15 protein-coding genes are annotated in these 17468 nt (G+C 39.4%); 10 read left to right on the forward strand and 5 right to left on the reverse strand.

Annotated features, from left to right (window positions below):
- The first annotated feature begins 58 nt into the window (after nucleotides 1-58).
- Nucleotides 59-2239 (forward strand): TonB-dependent receptor, encoded by a 2181-nt coding sequence (locus AOR04_RS02775; RefSeq protein WP_096792477.1) that lies wholly within the window; start codon nucleotides 59-61, stop codon nucleotides 2237-2239.
- Between the two features lie 75 nt (nucleotides 2240-2314).
- Complete coding sequence (locus AOR04_RS02780; RefSeq protein WP_096792478.1) at nucleotides 2315-2995, forward strand: Fe2+-dependent dioxygenase; 681 nt, start codon at nucleotides 2315-2317, stop codon at nucleotides 2993-2995.
- A 591-nt stretch (nucleotides 2996-3586) separates the two neighbouring features.
- Here the strand turns inward: AOR04_RS02780 and galE are convergent.
- Nucleotides 3587-4603 (reverse strand): UDP-glucose 4-epimerase GalE, encoded by a 1017-nt coding sequence (gene galE / locus AOR04_RS02785; protein ID WP_096792479.1) that lies wholly within the window; start codon nucleotides 4601-4603, stop codon nucleotides 3587-3589.
- Nucleotides 4604-5022: 419 nt separating this feature from the next.
- On the opposite strand from galE, the gene AOR04_RS02790 reads away from it, so the two are divergent.
- A complete protein-coding gene (locus tag AOR04_RS02790; RefSeq protein ID WP_096792480.1) occupies nucleotides 5023-5532 on the forward strand; it encodes a hypothetical protein in 510 nt (169 codons plus the stop codon).
- Between the two features lie 67 nt (nucleotides 5533-5599).
- Here AOR04_RS02790 and AOR04_RS02795 read toward each other — a convergent pair whose 3' ends face one another.
- Nucleotides 5600-6715, reverse strand: a complete 1116-nt coding sequence (locus AOR04_RS02795; protein ID WP_096792481.1) for an energy transducer TonB — start codon at nucleotides 6713-6715, stop codon at nucleotides 5600-5602.
- 260 nt (nucleotides 6716-6975) lie between these two features.
- Here AOR04_RS02795 and AOR04_RS02800 point away from each other — a divergent pair, with 260 nt between their 5' ends.
- The 6 genes from AOR04_RS02800 to csrA all read left to right on the forward strand — a co-directional run bounded on the left by AOR04_RS02800 (nucleotide 6976) and on the right by csrA (nucleotide 13048).
- Nucleotides 6976-7599 (forward strand): GTP cyclohydrolase II, encoded by a 624-nt coding sequence (locus AOR04_RS02800; RefSeq protein WP_096792482.1) that lies wholly within the window; start codon nucleotides 6976-6978, stop codon nucleotides 7597-7599.
- 81 nt (nucleotides 7600-7680) lie between these two features.
- Nucleotides 7681-8469: a BPSS1780 family membrane protein gene (locus AOR04_RS02805; protein ID WP_096792483.1), complete on the forward strand. Its 789-nt coding sequence runs from the start codon at nucleotides 7681-7683 to the stop codon at nucleotides 8467-8469.
- Entirely contained in the window at nucleotides 8469-8921 is a 453-nt protein-coding gene (locus AOR04_RS02810) for a regulatory protein RecX (protein WP_096792484.1), read from the forward strand. The genes AOR04_RS02805 and AOR04_RS02810 overlap by 1 nt, the downstream gene beginning before the upstream one ends.
- Before the next feature lie 19 nt (nucleotides 8922-8940).
- A complete protein-coding gene (gene alaS, locus AOR04_RS02815) occupies nucleotides 8941-11541 on the forward strand; it encodes an alanine--tRNA ligase (RefSeq protein WP_096792485.1) in 2601 nt (866 codons plus the stop codon).
- A 6-nt stretch (nucleotides 11542-11547) separates the two neighbouring features.
- The gene (locus tag AOR04_RS02820) at nucleotides 11548-12765 is read left to right on the forward strand and encodes an aspartate kinase (RefSeq protein ID WP_096792486.1); all 1218 of its coding nucleotides are present in this window, start codon (nucleotides 11548-11550) and stop codon (nucleotides 12763-12765) included.
- Between the two features lie 91 nt (nucleotides 12766-12856).
- Nucleotides 12857-13048, forward strand: a complete 192-nt coding sequence (gene csrA, locus AOR04_RS02825; RefSeq protein WP_011327236.1) for a carbon storage regulator CsrA — start codon at nucleotides 12857-12859, stop codon at nucleotides 13046-13048.
- A 212-nt stretch (nucleotides 13049-13260) separates the two neighbouring features.
- Here the strand turns inward: csrA and AOR04_RS02830 are convergent, their stop codons facing one another.
- The gene (locus tag AOR04_RS02830; protein WP_096792487.1) at nucleotides 13261-13728 is read right to left on the reverse strand and encodes a YcxB family protein; all 468 of its coding nucleotides are present in this window, start codon (nucleotides 13726-13728) and stop codon (nucleotides 13261-13263) included.
- A gap of 211 nt (nucleotides 13729-13939) precedes the next feature.
- Nucleotides 13940-15019: a mechanosensitive ion channel family protein gene (locus tag AOR04_RS02835; protein ID WP_007376994.1), complete on the reverse strand. Its 1080-nt coding sequence runs from the start codon at nucleotides 15017-15019 to the stop codon at nucleotides 13940-13942.
- Nucleotides 15020-15135: 116 nt separating this feature from the next.
- On the opposite strand from AOR04_RS02835, the gene AOR04_RS02840 reads away from it, so the two are divergent.
- A complete protein-coding gene (locus AOR04_RS02840) occupies nucleotides 15136-16089 on the forward strand; it encodes a YihY/virulence factor BrkB family protein (RefSeq protein ID WP_008135009.1) in 954 nt (317 codons plus the stop codon).
- 39 nt (nucleotides 16090-16128) lie between these two features.
- Here AOR04_RS02840 and AOR04_RS02845 read toward each other — a convergent pair whose 3' ends face one another.
- On the reverse strand, nucleotides 16129-17010 hold the full coding sequence (locus AOR04_RS02845) for a LysR family transcriptional regulator (protein WP_008135010.1): 882 nt from the start codon (nucleotides 17008-17010) through the stop codon (nucleotides 16129-16131).
- Between the last annotated feature and the right edge of the window lie 458 nt (nucleotides 17011-17468).

The following is a 17468-nucleotide window of genomic DNA, read 5'->3' on the forward strand; positions in this document are numbered from 1 at the left end:
TGGTAGGATTTTGCCGAAATTCAATATGTACCTAATTAGTTTAAACCTCGGAGTAACCATGAGTAAGCCATCGAATAAAGGGAATACCTACGTAAAACCAATTGCGGCGGTTGTTACAGCCACTCTTTCAACTTGGGCGAGTGCACAGGATGTTCAAGAGTTATCGGTAACGAAAGCGCAAACTAAAACCGAGTCTAGCTATGTTGTAGAAAAATCAACATCGCATAAATATACTCAACCGCTACTCGATACGGCTAAAACAGTTACTGTAATTAACCAAGCGGTAATGAAAGATAGAAACGTAGATAGCTTACAAGATGCATTACGCAATGTATCAGGTATTTCTTTAGCGGCTGGCGAAGGTGGTTCTCCTACTGGCGATAGCATGTCTATTCGTGGTTTTAGTGCCGCAAGTGATATTTTTGTTGATGGTATTCGTGATGTTGCAGGATACACCCGCGATGTTTATAACATTGAAGCCGTTGAAGTAGCTAAAGGCCCTGGTTCTGCAGTCTCTGGTCGTGGTGCAACAGGCGGTAGTGTTAATTTAGAAACTAAAAAGGCGAAATTAGACAACTTTAATGATGTTTCGTTACGTTTAGGCACAGAAAACGATTACCGTGGTCGTCTTGATACTAATATTCAAGTAAACGAAACAAGCGCATTACGTGTTAATTTATTGTCTGATTCAGGTGATGTTGCTGGCCGTGATTATGTTGAAAACGAAAAAAATGCAATTGCTGTTGCTTTGGCTACAGGGCTTGGAACCAACAGTCGATTTGATCTTAATTTTGAATACCAACGACAAGATAATTTACCAGATTACGGTATTGCATGGGTTAGAAGTGATACTCCAGTTGCTGAACTAGTTGGCAATGAATACGCTCCACCACCAGTCGATTTTGATAACTTTTATGGTAACGTTTACCGTGATTATGAAGACATAGAAGCTTACTCAACAACTGCTCGTCACGAGTATGATTTTTCTAAAAATACTACGTTACGTACACAAGTCCGTTTAGGTAAAGTTAAGCGTGAATCGGTAACAACTGCACCACGTTTCTTTTCAGTTACAACCGATACAGATATTACCTTTGCAGATGAAAAAACACGTGATACAGAAAATTCATTGGCTGCATTACAAGTTGATTTAATTGGTAACTACGAGTTTGCTGGTTTTACTCACGATGTTGTAGTGGGTATTGAACTTGCAAACGAAACGTTTACACGCCATAACTTTGTTGCAACTACGGCTGATAATCTAATTGAAGATGGAATCCGTAACGACTTATACAATCCTGATGCAACAATTGCATTTACGGGTGTGTACGGTCGTGACGGTACAAGCATTGAAGCTAAAGCTAAAAACCAAGCTATTTATGCATTTGATACAGTAACCCTTAATAAGCAATGGGAAGTTACAGGCGGAATTCGTTTTGATAGCTTTACTACGGATTACCATTACGATTACGCGAACCCAAGTGCTTTAATTTCTACAAGTGACGACTTATTTAGCTGGAATGCAGCTGTAGTTTATAAACCTACAGAAAACGGCAGTATTTATTTTGGGGCGGGTAATTCGTTTAATCCTTCAGCCGAAGGTATTACGGTATCTACTCGCGGAAATACAGCAGATCTAGATCCAGAAGAAAGTAATAGCTATGAATTAGGTACGAAATGGAACTTAATGGATGGTCGCTTACAAACTAATGCAGCTCTTTTTCGTACTGAAAAAATAAATGCTCGTACCGATGATCCATTTGCAGAAGATACACGAGCTGATTTATTAAATGGCGAACAACGAGTTCAGGGTTTAGAGTTATCAGCTACAGGTTTAATCACCAAAGAGTGGACCATTATTGCATCGTATACTTATCAAGATAGCGAAGTAACTAAAGCATCAGGTGACGATATTATTCAAATAGGTAATGAGTTACCACGTACGCCTAAAAATAGTGCGAGCATATGGACAACATACGAAATATCTGAGCAATTATCATTTGGTGCAGGTATGCAGTATTTAGGTGAGCGTTACAGTAGCTCATCGTCTACTCGCGCTCGTGCTCCAAGCTATACTATTTTTGATTTAATGGTTGCGTATGATGTATCAAAAGATTTGAGCTTGCAGCTTAATGCTGAAAACTTAGGTGATAAAGATTACGTTAACCAGTTAGGTGGCGGACACTTTGTTCCTGGTGAAGGTCGTAAGTTTAGCTTAACGGCAAGTTACTCTTTTTAAACTTTACTTTAAGAGTACATAATCATTAAGGGCAGAAATTTCTGCCCTTTCTTTTTATTATGTGAGAGGGCGCACATGTTAGTTAAAATACCAGAGTTGTTAACTAAAGAAGAAGTTGCTTATTGTCATGAGGTTTTACTAAAAGCACAGTGGGCAGATGGTAGTATTACGGCTGGGCATCAATCAACGAAAGCTAAAAATAACTTACAGTTACCTGAAAATAGTCCTGAATGCCAAGAGCTTGGCGACATTATTATGGCTGCTCTCGCTCGTAGCAATTTGTTTATGTCGGCAGCACTTCCTGCAAAAATATTTCCTCCATTATTTAACTGTTATCAAGGCGGACAATCGTTTGGTGTGCATGTCGATAATGCCATTAGGCAGGTTCCTGGTACGCCTGTAAAAGTACGAACAGATGTATCAATGACGCTTTTTATTAATGAGCCTGAAGATTATGAGGGTGGAGAATTAGTTATTGAAGATACGTATGGATCGCACAGCGTAAAATTACCAGCTGGGAGTATGGTGTTGTACCCATCAACCAGCCTGCACCGTGTAATGCCAGTTACAAGTGGGCGAAGGTTAGCCTCATTTTTTTGGTTGCAAAGCATGGTTAATAGCGACGAAAAACGTGGTTTATTATTTGATTTAGATATGTCGATTCAAAGTTTGCGCAGCAAAGTACAAGATAGCCCTGAGATTATTCAGTTAACGGGGGTTTATCATAATTTGCTTAGGCAGTGGGCACAGACATAACGAAGATGCTTGTTATTAAGTGTTAGATTTAGATATAAGTAATTAAAATCTGCGCTTTTCGCGTGAGCAAGCTCTACGCCTACCGGCAAAGTTTTACAGTGTGGTTTGATTTACGTGTAGACGCGCAGCTTGCTGGCGTGACGAGCTAACTTAGCAATCAGTTGTAGATATTAAAAGCTGCGCTTTTCGCGTGAGCAAGCTCTACGCCTACAGCCAAAGTTTTACAGTGTGGTTTGATTTACGTGTAGACGCACAGCTTGCTGGCGTGACGAGCAACGCTCGTAATTTATTTAAATGATTTATTCATAAAGAGTAGCTTAGCAATCAGTTGTAGATATTAAAAGCTGCGCTTTTCGCGTGAGCAAGCTCTACGCCTACAGGCAAAGTTTTACAGTGTGGTTTGATTTACGTGTAGACGCGCAGCTTGCTGGCGTGACGAGCAACGCTCGTAACCTCATGCTTTGGTGTCTTCTCACTTACCTTTATTCTCTTCTTTTTGTGCAATAACGTTTTAGATAATTTATTTACATAGAGTTTAAAGGGCGCTTTACCTGCTGGTGCAACAGGCAAAGCTTATAAATTACTTTTTACTTAACCTTTATAACCGTTGGGGTTATTTGACTGCCAACGCCATGTATCTTGCATCATTTCATCAATGCCACGCACCGCTTCCCAACCAAGTTCATTAAGTGCTTTTTCTGGTGCTGCATAACAGGCGGCTATATCGCCTGGGCGGCGAGGTGAAACCTGATATGGCACAGCCTGATCGCTGGCTTTAATAAATGCATTAACCATTTGTAGTACAGAATACCCGTTACCAGTACCCAGATTATAAACTAATGCCCCCGTGCTGCTGGCAATTTTATCAAGCGCTTTTAAATGACCAATTGCTAAATCTACAACGTGTATATAGTCGCGCACACCTGTACCGTCAACTGTGTCGTAGTCATCGCCAAATACAGCAAGTTGCTTTAATTTACCCACAGCAACCTGTGCAATAAACGGTAAAAGATTATTTGGGATACCGTTAGGATCTTCACCAATTAGGCCCGATTCATGTGCGCCAACAGGGTTAAAGTAACGCAAAATAGCAAACGCAAAACGCTCGTCTGATTTAGCGATATCTTGCAGCATCATTTCAACCATCAGCTTAGATGTGCCGTAAGGGTTAGTAGTACCGCCTACAGGGAAGTCTTCTTTAATTGGTAAACTAGCCGGATCACCATAAACGGTAGCTGATGAGCTAAATACTAATTTAAATACACCAGCTTCGCGCATTGCATCAACAAGCGTTAACGTACCTTGTACATTATTTTGGTAGTATTCAATTGGTTTAGCCACTGATTCACCAACCGATTTCAAGCCTGCAAAATGTATAACGCTATCAATAGTATGTTTAGCAAACACTGAATCTAAAAAAGCTTTATCGAGAATATCACCTTGGTAAAAGGTAGTATCTTTACCTGTGATTTTTTTAACACGAGCAAGAGATTCTTGCGATGAATTGCTCAAATTATCAATAACAACAACATCATTACCTTGCTGTAAAAGTTCTAAAACAGTGTGCGAGCCAATATAGCCTGCGCCACCGGTTACTAAAATAGTCATGAAAGCTCCGTGGTTACCTTTTATCAATTAAGCTAATTTCATCATAAATTATGATTATTTACATGCATTATCTGTATTTATTATTGCTCTACTAAAGTCTTTTTTAAATTAAATACAGTTAATGTGGTTTAGAGCTTATTGGTCTTTCAGGATTAAAATTTGTTCTATCTAAGGAGTATTGAATCGCGGCGAGAGGTGTGTAACCTAGTCGGTTCGGCAACTGCTCTTGCGTTATCGCCTATGTATGGAGAATAACCATATTAAAATCAGCGTACTACTGAAACTTCTAGCTAGGAAGAAAAGCAGGCTTTAATCGCAACAGGAAGTTTTAAAATCACAAAAAGCACGGTTAGGACTTTTGTTGCATTGTGAAAAGGAACTAAACTAGGTACATTTGGTGCTTACTCAAAGGGAATTTTATGAAAACAAAAATATTACTACTCACTTTATCTATCGCTTCTTGTTCTACTTTTGCTAACGATGTTAGTTTTTCGATTGGGGGTGGCTATCCTTACTTAGTTATTCCAGAAGTGTCTTTATCGGCTAATGAGAATCAACAACGCTGGTATGCAAACTATAAAATAGGCCTTGATGATGGATTTTCAGCAGGTTTTGAACAAGCAGTAAGCGATAATAAAAAGCATGCATTTGGCGCGCTTGTGGGCGCTATTGGCGCAAGAGATACAGACCAAGAATGTGAAAGTTCAACAAATGATATAGCAACTGACTTTGCTAATACGCTAGGCTGCGCAATTGGCAGTATTTTTGATGAGGAAACAACTAACGGCATAGGGCTTACTTACAGCTATAACTTTAATGGATTAAACAATGCCGGTTTTAGACTGGAATTAGATGTAGGCTACGGTAAAACAAGTGACAGCAATGAAAAAAGAGCCGATGGCGGTATTAGCGTAAGTTACGAATTTTAACTACGTAGGATTTGTATTAGTTAGTATTAAAAAAGGCGCTTAAAGCGCCTTTTTTAATGAGCCGCTTTTAATGGCGATTAATTTTAAAGTCGAGTTGTACCTGAGAAATAGCGCTAACGGGTTTGCCATTTTCAAACTTTGGCGCGTAACGCCATTGCTCAAGCGCTGCTTTGGCTGATTTTTCAAATGCGCTGCCCCCTTCAGAGCTAAGTACTTTTGGGTTTTTTACAAAGCCAGCTGCGTCTACCTCAAACTCCATAACAACGCTACCATCGGTACTAAATCTGGCTTTGTTAACTGGGTATTTAGGGTTAACACGATAGAGTGGCGTTTGCTCTTGCGATTCTTTCCATGGCACCATTTTAGCAATTGCTAGACAGTGTTTGGTTGCTTCTTCGCTTTTACCTTGTTTTTCGTACAGGCCAATAAGCTTAGAGTGAGCGCTTAGCTCTGCGCTGTGATCAAAGTTTAAGTTACTATCGAATACATTCACTATACGGTTTAGCCTTTCAATTGCTTGATTGTATTTTTTACGACCTTCTGCGAATGAGGCCATTAAAAAATCGGCTTTTATGCGCTCTAGTGAGTTTTCTGGTAAGTTTTCTTGGTAGTACTCGTCGGCTTCTTCTAGGTAGTTTTTCGCTTCGCGATATTTTTTAGAGCTAAACTTTTTAGCAAGCAGTGATGCCGCTTCTAGTTTCATGTCGGCTACAAATTTAGGCTTATTTTGTGTTTTAGCTATATCTATTACTTGTTCTAAAAAGTTAGCTGCTTTGTAAGCTGATGTTGTGTAGTTAGCTTGGCCGAGCAGTGCATCAATTGTTTCTATTGATTGTTTACCGTGGTTTGCAGCTAAAATAGTATGTGCTTCATTATAGAGTGCAAAACGCTGTTCGTTTAGCTCATCGCCGTAGCCTTTAATTGCTTTAGCGTAATTAATAGCTAAGTTGGCAGTATTGTCGTCGCTTTTACCGTAAACGGCTTTACCTGATGTGTAAGCAAGTTTGGCAGTTTGTTGTACGTTTTCGTCTGCTTTAACTGCTGCTAAATAGCTTTGGTATGCTTGGCTAAATACCGTTTGAGGATCGCTTGCTTGGCTGGCAAGTGCTGTAGTACTTAAAGTTGTTGCGCTTAAAGCAGATAAACTTAAGCCTATAAATAAAGCGAGTTGCTGACGTTTCATAATAATCCCTATCGTTGTTTAAAATACAAAATACCAAACGCGCCCGTAAGTGTCACTGATTAAGGTAAATCAACGTAAATAACATTGGCTGTTATTTGTATTAATTTATTGCTAATAGTCATTGAAAATAACCTATGTCGTCGCCATATATTTGCCATAAAAAGTCTTGTACTACGGTGTATTTATCGGTGTATTTATCCTGTTTTGTGATATTATCACTTTATTGTCGTGTCGTAGTTATTTAAATATTTGGATTTGTCGTGGCGCAAGTAAGAGCAAGAGTCCAGCTTAATGTTGGCAGAAATAGTGATATCCCTGCAGAAATAATCTCATTTACTGATTTAAAAGATGGTAAAGAACATATTGCTATGGTGTTTAACAACGCTGATAAAGAGCAAGATGTACCGCTTATTCGTATGCATTCTGAGTGTTTAACGGGTGATGTGTTTTACTCATCGCGTTGTGATTGTGGCGAGCAGCTAAATGAATGTATTGAAATGATGCACGAGCAAGGCGGTATTTTATTGTATTTACGCCAAGAAGGCCGTGGCATTGGTTTATACAACAAAATTGACGCTTATGTACTGCAATCGCAAGGGATGAACACCTACGAAGCTAATAATCACTTAGGCTTTGCTGATGATTTACGTGACTTTTCGGATGCGGTATTAATGCTTAATGCGCTTAATTTAAGCCACGTTAAATTAATGACCAATAATCCTAAAAAGCTTAACGCATTAAAAGATGCCGGTATTAATGTTGACTCGGTTGTGGGCACGCATGCACACATTAAAGCGGGTGTTGCGGGTAATAAATCGTACCTAGAAACAAAAATTAAGCATGGCGCGCATATGTTAGATATTAAGAAAATTAAAAAACCTTAATCATTTAATTACGTTTCGTCTATTAATCCCCCCTCACGCCAAGTTATACTTGGCGTGTTTCGTTTTAAATTAAGAGCAAGTATGTCTACACAATTACGAATTTTTAAAGCCGATGCAGGGCTAAAGTGGTTAAAAGCCGGATGGCTTATTTTTAAAACCCAGCCAGCAACCTTTATTTTTATGCATTTATTTATTGGCATTGTAGGGCTGCTGTCTTTATTTTTACCTTTACTGCAAGTAGTTGCAGCACTAGCTACGCCATTTTTAACCGCAGGGTTTTACCAAGCGGTGCTTAGTAAGCAGCAGGGCGGAAAAATTATGCTAGCCGATATTCTCAAGCCATTTACGGCTAAGGGAAATCGTTTAGGGTTATTACGTTTAGCACTTTATCAAATGGGTGCGGGTATTTTAATGGCGTTACTTGCTAATGGCTTATTTGCCGATGCAGTGGCTGTTATGAGCCAACCAGGACTTGATCCAAACGTAGCACTTGAACAAATGCTTGAGAGTATTTCGGGCGCGAATGTAATTTTATTTTTTATGGCAATGCTAATTTATTTAACGGCGTTTGCTTACGCTGTACCGCTTGTTTATTTTAGTAAAGAAACACGCATTTTAACGGCGCTGAAAAAGTCGTTAATGGTGTTTTATCATAATATTTTGCCACTTGGCGCTTTTGGTCTTATTTGCGCATTATTTATGGCGCTTTCGATGTTCTTATCGTTCTTACCACTGTTGATTTTAATGCCGATTTGCTACATTAGCTTTTTTGTATCTTATCAAGCCATTTTTATGCCTGTTGTACCACCGAGTGACGACATTAATGTTAAGCCACTTAGTAGTGAAACAAGCGGGCGTTTTGACGCTTAATGGATGATAAATTAAAGCAAAAACTAAAAAACTATGTACTTTGGTTACTAGGGCGCCAAGAATATTCGCGTCGTGAGTTAACGCTCAAATTACAGCAAAAAGAAGCGACAGAAGAGTTTATTGAAACGCTGCTTGATTGGTGCGAAAAGCACAATTTTATTAACGAGCAGCGATACTGTGAAGGCTTTGTAAGAAAACACATATTTAAATGCCACGGGCTTAAGCGAATAAAAAGCGAAGCTATGGGCAAAGGGATTGATCGTTCGCTACTTGAAATGGTAGTTGAAGAGCTTGAAATAGATTGGTTTGAGCTTGCGCAGGATGCGTACAATAAAAAATATTCGAATACACCGCCAAACCTCGATTACAAAGATAAAGCTAAGCGCGTGCGCTACTTAATGTATCGGGGTTTTAGCTACGATGAAATTAATTTTGCAATGCAAGCACAGTAAATACAGGTGAGACTTTCAAATGCAGCACATGACTACCGCACAAATTAGGCAACAGTTTTTAGACTTTTTTGCCAGCAAGCAACATCAAATAGTACCTTCTAGCTCGCTTATACCGGGTAACGATGCCACGTTGTTATTTAACAATGCCGGCATGGTGCAATTTAAAGATGTATTTTTAGGCGCAGAAAGCCGCCCTTATACACGTGCGACAAGCTCGCAGCGCTGTGTACGTGCTGGCGGTAAGCATAACGATTTAGAAAATGTAGGCTACACTGCTCGCCACCATACATTTTTTGAAATGTTAGGTAACTTCAGCTTTGGTGATTACTTTAAGCAAGACGCGATTAAGTTTGCATGGGAGTTTTTAACTGAGGTAGTAAGCCTACCTAAAGAAAAACTTTTAGTAACTATTTATCACGATGATGAAGAAGCGTTTGGTTACTGGGCTAACGAAATTGGCTTACCAGAGGATCGTATTATTCGTATTGCGACCTCAGACAACTTTTGGTCTATGGGCGATACGGGTCCGTGTGGTCCGTGTTCTGAAATATTTTATGATCACGGCGAGCATATTTGGGGCGGTCCTCCGGGCTCTCCTGAGGAAGACGGCGACCGTTTCATCGAAATTTGGAACCTTGTATTTATGCAATACAACCGTCAAAGCGACGGTACAATGTTGCCTCTACCTAAGCAATCTGTTGATACGGGAATGGGCCTTGAGCGTATTTCTGCTATTTTGCAGGGTGTGCATTCAAACTACGAAATCGATTTATTCCAAGGCTTAATTGCTGCAGCTGCAAGTGTTACTAATGCACAAGATATGGACGATAAATCATTACGCGTAGTGGCGGATCATATTCGTTCGTGTGCGTTTTTAATCTCAGACGGTGTTATGCCATCTAACGAAGGCCGTGGTTATGTACTGCGTCGTATTATTCGTCGTGCTGTGCGCCACGGTAACAAGTTAGGTGCACAAGGTTCGTTTTTCTATAAATTAGTTGCTGCGCTAATTGAGCAAATGGGTCAAGCGTACCCAGAGCTTGCTAAGCAACAAGAAATTATTGAAAAAGTATTACGCATTGAAGAAGAACAGTTTGGTAAAACACTTGAGCGTGGCTTAGCTATTTTAGAAGAAAGCTTAAGCGACCTTAAAGGCGATATAATACCGGGCGACTTAGTATTTAAACTTTACGATACGTACGGTTTTCCAGCTGATTTAACGGCCGATGTTGCGCGTGAGCGCCAGATGACAATTGATCATCAAGGCTTTGAAGAATGCATGGCTGTACAACGTAAAACAGCGCAACAAGCGGGTAAGTTTGGCGCTGATTACAATGACCAATTAAAATCAGATAAACACACTGACTTTAAAGGTTACGACAGCACACATTACAGCGCGACCGTTATTGAAATTTTTGCCGGTGGCGAAGCTGTTCAGTTATTAGAAGATGGTCAACAAGGTATTGTAGTACTAGACCGCACACCGTTTTACGCTGAATCAGGCGGTCAAACGGGTGACACGGGTACTATTACAGTTGCTGGTGGCGAATTTAATGTTACTAATACCACTAAGCTTGGTAATGCTTTTGCTCACCACGGTACTGTGCAAGGCCGCATTGGTGTTAACGATAAAGTGGATGCAACTATTGATGATACGCGCCGCGACAGCATTAAGAAAAACCACACAGCTACGCATATTTTACACGAAGCACTACGCCAACTATTAGGTGACCATGTAGGCCAAAAAGGCTCACTTGTTCAGCCAGATCGTTTACGTTTTGACTTTTCGCATTTTGAAGCAGTTACTAAAGATGAGCTACGTGAAATTGAGCGTGTAGTTAATGACGAAATTCGTCGTAACTTTGCACTTAATACTGAGCTTATGGCTATTGATGATGCTAAAGCGAAAGGCGCTATGGCATTATTTGGCGAAAAGTACGATGACGAAGTACGTGTAGTTACTATTGGCGACTACTCTATTGAGCTTTGTGGTGGTACTCACGTTGAGCGCGCTGGCGATATTGGTTTATTCAAAATTGTATCTGAAAGCGGTATTGCCGCAGGTGTTCGCCGAATTGAAGCGGTAACTGGTGCAGAGGCTGTAGCGTACGTTAGCGAGCAAGAGCAACAACTTAGCGATGTTGCAGCTTTAGTTAAAGGCGATAGCGCATCGGTACTTGAAAAAGTAACCGCGTTACTTGAAAAGTCTAAAGGTCTTGAAAAGCAAATTGCGCAACTTAACGATAAGTTAGCAAGTGCAGCGGGTGCGTCTTTACTTGATTCGATTGTTGAAATTAACGGTGTTAAGCTACTTGTAGCAAACGTTGAAGGTACTGAATCTAAAGCACTGCGTGGTATGGTTGATGACCTTAAAAACAAAATTGGCTCAGGTGTTATTGCCCTCGGTGTTGCCAGTGGCGACAAAGTAAGCCTAATTGCCGGTGTAACTAAAGATTTAACAGGCAAAGTAAAAGCCGGTGAATTAGTTAATCACATGGCAGGCCAAGTAGGTGGTAAAGGTGGCGGTCGTCCAGATATGGCACAAGCCGGTGGTAGTGAGCCACAAAACCTTGCTGCTGCACTAGATAGCGTTACAGCTTGGTTAACTGAGCGTACTTAAGCCTAAGTGGCGCTTATTGTTCAAAAATTCGGTGGCACTTCGGTCGGCTCAATAGAGCGAATTGAAGCAGTCGCCGACCTTGTTGTTAAAACCAGACAACAAGGACATCAAGTGGTTGTGGTGCTCTCTGCTATGTCGGGAGAAACCAACCGCTTAATTAATCTCGCCAAACAAATTGATACTCGCCCGGGTAGCCGTGAACTAGATGTACTTATTAGCACCGGAGAGCAGGTTTCTGTATCACTACTTGCTATGGCTATTATAAAACGTGGCCACTCTGCTGTGAGCTTATTAGCCGATCAAGTCAATATTTTAACCGATAACATGTTTGGTAAAGCTCGTATTGCAGAGGTTGCTGCTACGCGTTTGAAGCATGAGCTTGAGCATAATCGTATTGCTATTATTGCTGGGTTTCAGGGGCGTGATGTTGAGGGCAACATTACAACGCTTGGGCGCGGTGGCACCGATACATCGGCTGTGGAAATAGCTGCGGCTATAAAAGCTGACGAATGCCAGATCTATACAGACGTTGACGGCGTATATACTACAGATCCTCGTGTTGAACCTAACGCGCGCAGAATGAGCCAAGTTACCTTTGCCGAAATGCTAGAACTGGCAAGTTTAGGGGCGAAAGTTTTGCATATTCGCTCAGTAGAAGCCGCAGGCAAACATAATGTGCCACTTAGGGTGCTTTCGAGCTTTAATCCCGATGAAGGTACATTAATAAGTTTTGAGGAGAACGATATGCCAAGCAAGGTTGTATCGGGGATTGCGTTTAATCGTGACGAATGTTTAATTAAGGTACAAGGTGTGCCAACGGGTACGCAATATCTTTCAAAAATATTGAAACTTTTTGCCGAAAATGGCATCGAAATAGATATGATTAATCAAGTTAATCATAACTTTGAAAAAATAGACTATGCTTTTACTGTGCACACGAATGATTACCTGCAAGCAATTGAATTGCTCACTGAGCAGCAAGTTCAATTAAGTGTTCAAAATATATGTGGATTAACCACAGTGGCAAAAGTGTCTGCTGTTGGCATGGGTATGAAATCGCATTCTGGTGTCGCGAGTCTATTTTTTGAAGCATTAGCGCAAGAAAACATTAATGTAGTTTTAGTTTCAACATCCGAGATTAAAATTTCAGTTTTAATAGATGAAAAGTACTTAGAGTTGGCTGTTCGTGCATTACACAAAGTATTTTTAACAGAAAATGAATAGATTGGGAGTTTTTACTTACTTTTCAGTCTAATTTTTATTAGTATGTTTAAGCGGAATCTTATAATTTTTATTGGAACATGGGAGCAATAGAATGCTAATACTAACTCGTAGAGTAGGTGAAACCCTAATGATTGGTGACGAAGTAACAGTTACCGTTCTAGGTGTTAAAGGAAATCAAGTTCGAATCGGTGTTAACGCACCAAAAGACGTATCAGTGCATCGTGAAGAAATTTACATGCGTATACAAGCTGAAAAGTCTAACCCTGAGCCGGGCAATGCTTAATCAACATGTAATACCAAACTGCATAAATCCTTGATCAATTTAACGAATTAAATTGCACTATAACGTCGTTAAAAATTTTTTATTTAGAACAACTAGATACAAAAATTTTTGCCTAGTTCTAGCGTAATTTTCTCAACGTTAAATAGACCTCATATATAAGCAGATTGGTATAAAATAGCTGAGTAATTTACTTAGCTAAACAAAAAAGCCACTCATCGAGTGGCTTTTTTGTTTATATAATTAATAATTTCGGGGCTTAAAATTTGTTTTGAAATATATTGCATACCACGTTTATTTTTTAATAATAATCCGCGCTCTGTATCTATAACTTCGTTTATATCTTGCCATACTAATTGATAGTTTTTGTAATGATTAACCGATTTAATGCCTTCTTCATCAAAAGTAAGGGTGACTTCTGAGCCAGATGCTCTGCTGAGCATTTGTCTGGTTACCCACCAAGGACGGCGATAGTAAAAGGCAACGCATTCAAGAATTGCCAGCATGATTAAAAAAGAGCCTAAGTAATGATCATTTAAACCATAAATACCAAACAAACCCAGTGCTGTTAATAGCACGAGTAGAAAATATTTAGGTTGCGCGCGTTTACTATAAGGAAGCGACTCATCGAAGCATTCATAAAAGTAAGGTCTATCAAGTGTATAGGTAGTAGTTAATGCCATATTGTTTTACTTAAAACATATTTTTTCCTATTTTAGCAAGCTAAGCTGCAAATGCGCAGTTTTTATAATAAAGAACCTGAACTCTGGATAATAAATCTATCTCAAGCAGTTATTGTCAGCGCGAACTGCAATAAATTTATTTGCAGTAGGCCAGCTATTAACGCGTAAATTAGCCTTGTTTTCACTGAAAATCTCTTAATCAGAGCTCAGGTTAAATAATATTTTTTCCTTGTTCAGGATCTCTTGATTTATCTGCTTGTTCACGTATTTCGTCAGTATCACTGCTCACATCATCGAGTGTTTTAGTTTTATCGTCTGTTTCGTTAACTATGTTTTTTACTTTTGGTGATTGTTTTTGCTCTGAACCAAAAATAGTTTCGTTAGCAGGGGTAAGTAAAATACGCTCTCTTGCGTCGTCAGGCATGCTGATATTGTGCTTTGTAAATTCGTTTACAAGTTCTCGCATAAGTTGTGAGCCTACTTTTAATGGGCTGTGCTGCTCGCTATTAACCCAAAAGAACAAGGTAAAGTTAATAGTGGATGAGCCAAGGTTTTTTATTAATACTTGCGCTGGTGGGTCGCTTAGTACGGCACTTTGCTGATTGGCAATGTCGAGTGCGAGAGTTTGTGCATTGCGTATATCGTTATCATAGCCAATACCTATTTCTACTTTACCGCGCATTTTGGGATTGGCGGTGAGATTTTTAATGGTGTTTTTGTACACCGTCGCATTTGGTATTTGAATATGATTACCATCGTAATCCACTAGTGTTGTTGCCCGTGCGGTTACTTTTTTAACGATCCCTAAGCGATTATCTACCTCTATTACATCATCAATTTTAAAAGGTCTTTGTATGCTTAGTAATAAACTGGCGATGAAATTTTCTGCTATGTCTCTAAAAGCGAAACCTAATATTAAGCCTATTAATCCTGTTCCACTCATAATAGCGACTGCAAACTCAGTAAGCCCAGCTAAACGTAAAAATAAGTACACGCCTAATAAAATAATTAAGGTGCTAATACTGCGCCTTGCGACCAAGTGAACGAGTTTACTGTCGGTCATATAATCGATGGGTTTTATAAGTAGTCGCGAAAGCGGCCCTGCGATTAAATAGCTTAGTACTAAAAGGACTGTGCCAAGTAATAGAGTGGGTAATATTTGCGCTGTTGCGTGCAGTAATTGCAGACTTTGTTCGTGGAAAAAATGCCATGAAAGCATATCACCTTCAAAACTATGTGTTATGAGAGGGGCATTATTTTGTACTATGTTGTTTGCATGGCTACTGGGCATGGCTGTCATCCGTGTTTAGTTTTTATAATTGTTAGCAGCAAGTTTAGTACCAAATGTTCAATATAACTTGGCAAACATTTTGCTGAGATAACGTAACACAAATTTTGGGATTTAGAATGAAAGAGACTAAACGAGGGCAGCAAGCAGCGCAACCTGTGCATATTCCTGTAGTAGGTTGGTGGGATATTGTTAAGCGTATTTTTAAGCAAATGAACGAGGACAATTTATCGCTTGTTGCTGCAGGAGTTGCGTTTTATGCACTGCTTGCTATTTTTCCGGCTATTGCCGCCGTTGTTTCTATTTATGCTTATTTTTCCTCTCCTACTGATATTAGTGAACATTTGAGTTTGTTTGTTACGTTATTACCTGACAGCTCACGAGAACTCATTTTGTCTCAAGTTTCAAGTCTTGCTCAAAGTTCAAACGCTAGTTTAAGTATCAGTGCATTGGGAACTTTAGTACTTACTATTTGGAGTAGTTCTAAAGGGAGTCAGGCGCTTATTACTGCGTGTAATATTAGTTATCGAGAATACGAAAAACGCTCATTTTTTAAAGCGTTACTAGTGCGCTTTTTATTTTCTATGGGTGCGATTATCGTTGCTATTTTTTCACTTATAATTATTGGTATCTTGCCAATTGTACTTAACTTAGTTGGACTTAAAGAAGGCATAGATTTACTGATCAAGCTTATTTCTTGGCCATTATTGGCTTTAATATTTAATTTTACATTAGTTCTCTTATATCGCTACGCCCCGCACCGAAAGCCAGCTAAATGGCGTTGGATCACAATAGGATCCTCCATTGCTACCGTGCTTTGGATTTTGGCATCTATTGGTTTTTCATTTTATGTGTCGCGTTTTTCGAGCTATAACGAAACCTATGGCTCGTTAGGTGGGGTAGTTATTATGTTAATGTGGCTTTATATAAGTGCCTATATTGTTATTTTAGGCGCTTCGACTAACGCCGCAACGGAACAACAAACGGCGATAGACAGCACAATTGGCCCCGCAAAAAAAAGAGGCAATCGAGGCGCATATGTAGCCGACCACCTCGATGTGAAAAACAAGTGATTTAATTTACTATAACTTAGGGCGATGAGTTAAAGATTGTTAATCTAAACTCAGGTTAATTAATTGCTCTTTAAACTCTTGTGCAGCAGGCCCTAGTCTGTCTGTGTCATTACACATTAAATATAACTTAAGGGCACGGGTTGTCCCTTGCTCTAGATTTAGTACCTTTAATTTTTCCTCTTCAATTAGGTGAGATACTTGTGTACGAGGAAGCCATGCATAACCTAAATTTTGGCTAACCATATCAATAGAGTTTCGTAAATGACTAACCGTCCAGCGCATATCTGCGCCTAGCCAACCTTCATCATGGCTAGTTTGCGTGCCAGAATCACGAACTACAATTTGCCTATACAATTTTAAATCACGAAATGACAAAGTCTCTGTGCGCTGATGCAGCGGATGATTTGGGTGTGCTACAGCGACAAATTCTATATCACAAAGCTGGTTACAACTAATACCGTAAATAGGAATTGAAGAAATAGCTAAATCAACAACGGCATTATTTAATAACTCGTTAGCGCCCGTTAACACGCTTTCTATTAAATCGATTTTTAAAAGCGGATAAAGTTCACTGGTTCTGGCCAGTGCTTGATACAAAATGGGGTGGGGGAATACTTCATCAACTGCAATTTTTAATGTGCTCTCCACACCTTCGCTGAGCGTATTGGCGACAGATTCTATTTTACTCGCTTCTTCAATTAAAAACTCTGCGCGGCGTAAAATAAGTTTCCCGCTGTCTGTTAAAAAGGCTTTGCGACCCTTTACTTCAAGTAATTTAATTTGCAAAGCGACTTCTAGTTTTTGCACTGCGTGATGAACCGTTGACTGGCTTTTATGAACAGCTGCACTTGCACCAGCAAATCCACCATGGTCAACAACAGCCTTAAACATTCTCCACTGCTCTAGTGTTGCTTTCGCCATATTTTATCCTACTACCACTTTTATCTGATTGCATAACTTGACCGCATAGACTCATTATTTATTGCGTAACAGTTAAACTTTTTGTTGGATTATTTAGATAGAATGATTTTTTATTTTTCGAAACGCCATAAAATCATTTCTATTTTTAAGTAGTCGTATCCATTTATTGTAAGTAAGTGATGAGGAGCCTGTACCAAAGCCGTCGAAAGCAAGCTGCATTCTAATTTTACTAATCATTATTAAACAACTTTGCATTAGTACTTCAGGATTAACAATCAATTACTCAGCAATTTAAGTAATTGATAAAGCGGATATTTAAAAAATAAGTAAAAATAACCACGGTAATACAAGGTTTGAAATATGAACAATAAAGCATAGCTTTCTATTTTTTAGAATGTTATGACCAATTTAAAGACATAGTTGTTTTGTTTAATGAATGATTTAATACCTTCATCAAC

Origin of the sequence: Pseudoalteromonas sp. 1_2015MBL_MicDiv (assembly GCF_002407505.1) — a bacterium.
GTDB lineage: Bacteria > Pseudomonadota > Gammaproteobacteria > Enterobacterales > Alteromonadaceae > Pseudoalteromonas > Pseudoalteromonas fuliginea.

Bases quoted from the DNA above. Each gene is read 5' to 3' on its own strand.
- AOR04_RS02810 (WP_096792484.1), top strand. From the start codon at position 8,469: ATGGATGATAAATTAAAGCAAAAACTAAAAAACTATGTACTTTGGTTA.
- AOR04_RS02805 (WP_096792483.1), top strand. From the start codon at position 7,681: ATGTCTACACAATTACGAATTTTTAAAGCCGATGCAGGGCTAAAGTGG.
- AOR04_RS02840 (WP_008135009.1), top strand. From the start codon at position 15,136: ATGAAAGAGACTAAACGAGGGCAGCAAGCAGCGCAACCTGTGCATATT.
- AOR04_RS02790 (WP_096792480.1), top strand. From the start codon at position 5,023: ATGAAAACAAAAATATTACTACTCACTTTATCTATCGCTTCTTGTTCT.
- galE (WP_096792479.1), bottom strand. From the start codon at position 4,603: ATGACTATTTTAGTAACCGGTGGCGCAGGCTATATTGGCTCGCACACT.
- csrA (WP_011327236.1), top strand. From the start codon at position 12,857: ATGCTAATACTAACTCGTAGAGTAGGTGAAACCCTAATGATTGGTGAC.
- AOR04_RS02775 (WP_096792477.1), top strand. From the start codon at position 59: ATGAGTAAGCCATCGAATAAAGGGAATACCTACGTAAAACCAATTGCG.
- AOR04_RS02795 (WP_096792481.1), bottom strand. From the start codon at position 6,715: ATGAAACGTCAGCAACTCGCTTTATTTATAGGCTTAAGTTTATCTGCT.
- AOR04_RS02845 (WP_008135010.1), bottom strand. From the start codon at position 17,010: ATGGCGAAAGCAACACTAGAGCAGTGGAGAATGTTTAAGGCTGTTGTT.
- AOR04_RS02780 (WP_096792478.1), top strand. From the start codon at position 2,315: ATGTTAGTTAAAATACCAGAGTTGTTAACTAAAGAAGAAGTTGCTTAT.
- AOR04_RS02835 (WP_007376994.1), bottom strand. From the start codon at position 15,019: ATGCCCAGTAGCCATGCAAACAACATAGTACAAAATAATGCCCCTCTC.
- alaS (WP_096792485.1), top strand. From the start codon at position 8,941: ATGCAGCACATGACTACCGCACAAATTAGGCAACAGTTTTTAGACTTT.
- AOR04_RS02830 (WP_096792487.1), bottom strand. From the start codon at position 13,728: ATGGCATTAACTACTACCTATACACTTGATAGACCTTACTTTTATGAA.